The 5,719-nt window shown below is 40.5% G+C and carries 5 protein-coding genes and 1 pseudogene; 4 read left to right on the top strand and 2 right to left on the bottom strand.

The genetic code is table 11. From position 1 onward, the window contains the following. Positions 1–249 precede the first annotated feature (249 nt). Positions 250–957, bottom strand: coding sequence for a flagellar basal body L-ring protein FlgH (gene flgH / locus F3G76_RS00025; protein WP_002940928.1), 708 nt, complete (start codon positions 955–957; stop codon positions 250–252). Positions 958–1,024: 67 nt separating this feature from the next. Between flgH and pta the strand changes: the two genes are divergently transcribed. The 3 genes from pta to F3G76_RS00010 are packed head-to-tail and all read left to right on the top strand — an operon-like array spanning position 1,025 to position 4,654. Next, positions 1,025–2,392 (top strand): phosphate acetyltransferase, encoded by a 1,368-nt coding sequence (pta, locus tag F3G76_RS00020; RefSeq protein ID WP_149705560.1) that lies wholly within the window; start codon positions 1,025–1,027, stop codon positions 2,390–2,392. Position 2,393: 1 nt separating this feature from the next. After that, positions 2,394–3,587 (top strand): acetate kinase, encoded by a 1,194-nt coding sequence (locus F3G76_RS00015; RefSeq protein WP_107849574.1) that lies wholly within the window; start codon positions 2,394–2,396, stop codon positions 3,585–3,587. Between the two features lie 2 nt (positions 3,588–3,589). Next, entirely contained in the window at positions 3,590–4,654 is a 1,065-nt protein-coding gene (locus F3G76_RS00010) for a tyrosine-type recombinase/integrase (RefSeq protein ID WP_149705559.1), read from the top strand. Between the two features lie 682 nt (positions 4,655–5,336). On the opposite strand, the gene F3G76_RS10400 is transcribed toward F3G76_RS00010, so the two are convergent. Further along, complete coding sequence (locus F3G76_RS10400) at positions 5,337–5,633, bottom strand: hypothetical protein (RefSeq protein WP_188116260.1); 297 nt, start codon at positions 5,631–5,633, stop codon at positions 5,337–5,339. Between F3G76_RS10400 and F3G76_RS11050 the strand changes: the two are divergent. Then, positions 5,584–5,719: pseudogene (locus F3G76_RS11050) on the top strand (DUF5644 domain-containing protein); the annotation flags it as partial. The gene F3G76_RS10400 and the pseudogene F3G76_RS11050 sit on opposite strands and share 50 nt — an antisense overlap.

Raw genomic sequence — 5,719 nt, 5'->3', positions numbered from 1 at the left:
ATAAATTTTAATAATAAAATTTTAAATGCCTTTTATCAATATCTTTAAAATATGCTATAAAATAATATTTAGCGAGAATTTATCCTATTTTGAGAAATGATATGGCAAAAAATCTATTTTTATGAAAGTAAATATCAATTAAATTTTAATAATTTTTAAAAAATATAATTTAGTATATTTAAGCGAGTGAAATTTGAGATATAAAAGATAAAAGCCTAAATGGGTTAAATTTAGGCTTTTAAATTTGCATTAAAATGGCCAGATAGCCTCCATAAGTCTTGTGCCCCAAGGTTTTTTAGTTGATTTGTCTAGCTCGCCCTCAGTTTTATATAAAATTTTGGCGTCAGCTATGTATTTTGAGTCGATTTCGTTGTTTTGCGAGATATCGTAAGGTCTGATGACGCCACTTACTTGCATGATCTGCTTTTCGCCATTTATAAGTAGCTCGCGGCTGCCCTCGATGAAGTAGTTGCCATTGTTTAATATCTTGATGATCCTAGCTGAGATGGTCGCGGTAAATTTCTCACTTCTGTTGCTAGTGCCACTACCTGTAAATTTATTGCCGCCACCTGCTTTAAAGCCGATGTCGCCGTATTTGTTTAGATTATCAGCCACGGTTGAAAGTGGCGCAGCTCCAGCTGTGAAAACGCCGCCGCCAAGCGAAATAGTGCTATCTTTGTTGGTGCTTTTGCTGCCGCTTGAAATTTGACTTGCGTTTTCTGAGATGACGATGGTTACGATGTCATTTACATTCATCGCCTTTCTGTCTGAAAAAAGAGGATTTTCGCCCTTGCCAAAGAGGCTGCCGGCGTTGCTTTGACCGCTGCCACTATCTTTTGAAGGGAGTTGCTCGACATAAACTGGAGGTTTCATATTGATGTGAGGATCTGCACTTGGGGTGCAACCTGTGTAAAAAATGCCCGCAAATGTGACGAGCCAAATCTTTTTATAGTTCATAAAATGCCTTAAAATAAGTATCTTTGTGCTAAGATTAAGCAATTTAAGTTCCCAAAAAGGTCACAAAATGAAAAGTTGTTACATTTTTTCAGACAAAAATCTAGCATATTTGCAGGAAATTATAGCTACAAAATTCAAAAAAGTTGAGATCTTTAAGATAACTCCAGACGAAAACGACAAAAAAAATCTAATAAATTTAAATGAAAAAGAGTTTTTTTTAAAATTTATAGATAAATTTGAAGAGCTAAAGGAGAGAAGCGACTTCGTCATAGTCGTTGGCTGTGAGGGCTTTAGCGTCTTTGGCAAGAGCGAGCTAAATTTAAAGCTAGCTAGAAATTTAAACGCTCCAGTCTTTGACGAAAACGCAAGCGAGCTAAGGGCGCTAAATTTAAACTCAAAGCTTCTAATAACTGATAAATTTGATGAAATTTTAAGCTACAAAGCCGAGATCATCACGCCATTTAAATTTCAAAGCTTGCTTCTAAAAAGAGCCAAAGCGGCAAGCAAAACAGTCGTTTTGCCTGAAAGTGATGATGAGAGAATTTTAAAAGCAGCTCACATCGTGCTAGAAAAAGGTGCGGCAAATATCATCTTGCTAGGGCTTGAGAGCGAAATTTCAAAAAAAGCGGCCGATCTGGGGCTAAATTTAAGCAAAGCAAAGGTACTAAACCCAGCGCAAAACAAGCTGAACGAAGAGTTTGCAAAGAAAATTTATGAGCTAAGAAAACATAAAGGTGTCGATGAAGCCAAGGCAAACGCGCTTGCAAAAGATAAAATTTACTTTGGCACGATGCTCATACATGAAGGCATGGCAGACGCACTAGTAAGTGGCGCTACGATGAGCACGGCTGATACGATAAGGCCTGCCCTTCAGATCATAAAAACAAAGCCAAATGTAAGCGTCGTAAGTGGGGCATTTTTCATGGCACTTGAAGAGGAAATTTTACTCTTTGCCGACTGCGCCGTCACGCCAAATCCAAGCAGCGACGAGCTAGCAAGCATCACGCTAAGCAGCGCTCAAACGGCAAGTGCCTTTGGTCTTAGCCCAAAGATCGCTATGCTAAGCTACTCAACGGCTGATAGTGGCAGCGGGGCTGACGTGGAGTTTGTAAAAGAGGCTGCCAAAAAGGCGAGCGAGCTTGATGTGAATTTAAAGATCGCAGCGCCAATCCAGTTTGACGCGGCGGTTGATCTAAGCGTGGCTAGCAAAAAGATGCCAAATTCCGATGTCGCAGGACAGGCAAATGTCTTTATATTTCCAAATTTAAACTGCGGAAACATCTGCTACAAGGCAGTTCAGCGAAGCGCAAATGCCCTAGCCGTTGGGCCGATACTTCAAGGGCTAAAAAAGCCAGTAAATGACCTAAGCCGCGGCTGCCTCGTCGAAGACGTGGTAAATACCATCTTAATAAGCGCCATACAAGCAGGAGAGTGATATGAGAATTTTAGTTTTAAACTCAGGCAGCAGCTCGATAAAATTTCAACTTTTTGAAATGCAGACAAAAACGAGCCTAGCAAGCGGTCTAGTCGAGCAAATCGGCAGCTCTAGCTCAAGGGCAGTGCTAAAAGCAAATGGCGAAGTTTATGAGATAAAACGCTTTATAAAAGACCACCACGACGGACTTGAAGCGATGAACGAGCTCTTTACCACCTCACATACACTGCACGATCTAAGCGAGCTTGACGGCATAGGACACAGGATAGTTCATGGTGGCGAGAGCTTTTTTAGCTCGATGATCGTTGATGAGAGTGTCATCAAAAAGATCGAGGAGATAAGCCCACTTGCCCCACTTCACAACCCAGGGCACCTTGCTGGCATCAAAAATGCGATGAAAGAGAGTAAAAACGTGCCTCACGTGGTCGTTTTTGATACGGTTTTTCATCAAAGCATGCCAGAGTACACCTACCGCTACGCCCTACCCTACGATGTTTGCAAGGCTCATCACATAAGAAAATACGGCTTTCACGGCACATCGCACAGATATGTCTGCAAGCAAGCGGCAAAAATGCTTGGCATAGAGTTTGATAAATTTAACGCTATCTCGCTTCATCTAGGCAACGGCGCCTCAGCTTGTGCTGTGCAAAATGGCAAAAGCATTGACACTTCGATGGGTCTTAGTCCGCTTGAAGGGCTCATAATGGGCACAAGAAGCGGCGATATGGACCCAGCCGTAGTCATCTACCTACTAAATATCGGCGTTTTAAAGTGGAACGAGATCGATAACTTCTTAAATAAAAAGAGCGGACTTTTTGGAATTTGTGGCTCAAGCGACATGAGAGAGGTCGTAGCCAAGATGCAAAACGACGAGCGCGCAAAGCTTGCATTTGATATGTTTTGTTACCGAGTGAAAAAGTACATCGGCTCATACTACGCCATTTTGGGGCGCGTTGATGCGCTCATATTTACTGGCGGTATCGGCGAAAATGCGCCAAACACAAGGCAAAAAATTTGCGACGATCTAAAACATCTTGGCATCCACATAAACCACGAGCTAAATTTCTCTGACGTGAGAGGCGAGAGGTGCATAGATGAAGAAGGCGCTAAGATAAAAACGCTCATCATCCCAACCAACGAAGAGCTTGAGATCGCCATAGAGACAGCCAGAGTAATAAAAGAGAGAACGCTTTAAGCATGAAATTTCCACTTGACTGCAAAGATAGTTTTGAAAGCTCATTTATATTTTGGCTAACTCGCTATGTCAAATTTAAACTTAGCTCTCTTTCAAACAAGGAGCTAAGAGACCCAAAGGCGCTTGCAAGTGTAAATTTCGCCCTAAGCCGTGAGATAAAAAATATTGATCAGCTTGATGGGCTGGTAAAAAGCGCAAGAAATGCAGGGCTAACTGGCATAAATACCTACTTTAACCCACTTAAAAAAATTTACGAGACGATGAAATTTTATGAGCTTAGTAGCCTAAAGCAGATCGATGAAGAGCTACTAAGTGAAATACTAGCTAGCACAACTGGCGGACTAAGCGATGCGAGCAAGAAAAACTACAGAATTTCAGTGATAAATTTCTTTGCATTTTTAGACAAACAAAACGAAGAAGACGGCAAGGCTCATGTTTTTGATATAAATTTAAAAAACTGGGGCGGCGTTAGTGGCAACAAAGGACAAAAGCTGCCTGAGTTTATGGGTGAAGAGGAGGTCAAGAAATTTCTTGATGCGATCGAGCAGAGCGACTTTAAGCAAAACTCAAACCGCAACAAGCTCATCATAAAAACTATCATCTTTACTGGCATTCGTGTGAGCGAGGCACTAAATTTAAAGAGAAAAGATATCACAGAGGACGGCGATCTTTTTATCATCAGGATCCGTGGCAAAGGCAACAAATACCGCATCGTAATGATAAAGCGCCACCTAATCGAAGCTCACCTAAACGCTATCGCCATAAACTACATCAATAAAGAGGGCTATCTTTTTATAAACAAAAAAGGCACGAGGCTCACGCAAGCTTATGTTAGCCGCATAGTGGAGCAAATTTTATTTAAAGCAGGCATCAGAAAAGAGAAAAACGGCGCTCACATGCTACGTCACACCTTTGCAACGATGCTTTACAAAAAGCAAAAAGACCTTGTGCTAGTGCAAGAAGCTCTTGGGCATGCAAGCCTAAATACCTCGCGAATTTACACGCACTTTGATAGTGACAAGCTAAAACTCGCTGCTAAAGTGGCTGAGGACTTGGCAAATGAGTAAATTTAAATCAAATTTCATACATCAATAGCGAAAAAACTCGAATTTATCATTTTGTTATTGCAAAACAAGTTGCCAAAGGACTTTGCTCTGTTAAAAAATACTAGAAATTTGAAAATAAAAGGCTTGATAAGCTGGCGAATAGCTATCTTAAATTTAAAGTCGCCTATCTTTGTCTTTTGGGTGAGAAGCTTCAACTTTGGTGCGCTTGACATAAACCGCTTTATGACGGGACAAATTTAGCTTGGAGCGCTAAAACTAGCCATTTTTCTAGCTCACGCCGTCCTTTTTATAGTCATAACCGGTGCGACATTTGACGCAGTTACAAACGTTACAAACGAATATCTGCAAAATACCATTAGACCAATCGGAGTAAAAAACTTTATAGTTGATATCTTGGGCGTTGTCGCAACCATTTGATGATTGCCTATCTTTCTAACCAGTAGCGCCGTGAGAAAGCAAAATTTAGAAAAATTTTAAAATCCACAGGCGAAGCAAGCCAAAAAACTACTTTGCCTCGCGGTATAAATTTAACCCTGCTTATATAAGTTTTAACGCAAGATGCGGCTTGTCTTTACAACTTTTTTAAATGAGCCACCTTTATAAAGGCGGCAAAATACTAGGCATTTTGAGGCTATATTTGCATAGGCTGTAAATTTAACTTACTCTTTGAAGGTAGCGAAATTTACAGCGAGGCGATTAGATTTTTCAAAGAAATTTTAGGCGTAAAAGCTGCGCCAAAATATGAAAACAAGCTTAAAAAGATAGAAAAACTTAGTAAATTTAAAGAGTTTAAGATAGCCATAAAAGACAGACTGCCTGCAAATTTAAGCGCATACAAGGCAAATTTTATAGAGCTAAACGCCAAAACGCCTTGCGGATATGAGCTTTTAAAGGCCGATGAAGAGCTAGCTTGCAAGCTTGCTAGTAAGATAATTTTTGCTGCATTTGATAGTGGGGCTGATTTTTTACTAGCTAGCAACGAGGCCGAGTTTTATATCTTTGACACACTAGTAAAAAAGCTTGAGAAGTCTGCCAACAGAAGCTTGCAAGACTTTTATGTCCTAA

The sequence above is a fragment of the Campylobacter concisus genome (assembly GCF_902460575.1).
Classification (GTDB): domain Bacteria; phylum Campylobacterota; class Campylobacteria; order Campylobacterales; family Campylobacteraceae; genus Campylobacter_A; species Campylobacter_A concisus_AW.
This window is presented reverse-complemented; position numbering and strand designations above follow the sequence as displayed.

What these genes read in the sequence shown, in the direction of transcription:
- flgH (WP_002940928.1), bottom strand. Translation starts at nt 957, where the DNA reads ATGAACTATAAAAAGATTTGGCTCGTCACATTTGCGGGCATTTTTTAC.
- pta (WP_149705560.1), top strand. Translation starts at nt 1,025, where the DNA reads ATGAAAAGTTGTTACATTTTTTCAGACAAAAATCTAGCATATTTGCAG.
- F3G76_RS00015 (WP_107849574.1), top strand. Translation starts at nt 2,394, where the DNA reads ATGAGAATTTTAGTTTTAAACTCAGGCAGCAGCTCGATAAAATTTCAA.
- F3G76_RS00010 (WP_149705559.1), top strand. Translation starts at nt 3,590, where the DNA reads ATGAAATTTCCACTTGACTGCAAAGATAGTTTTGAAAGCTCATTTATA.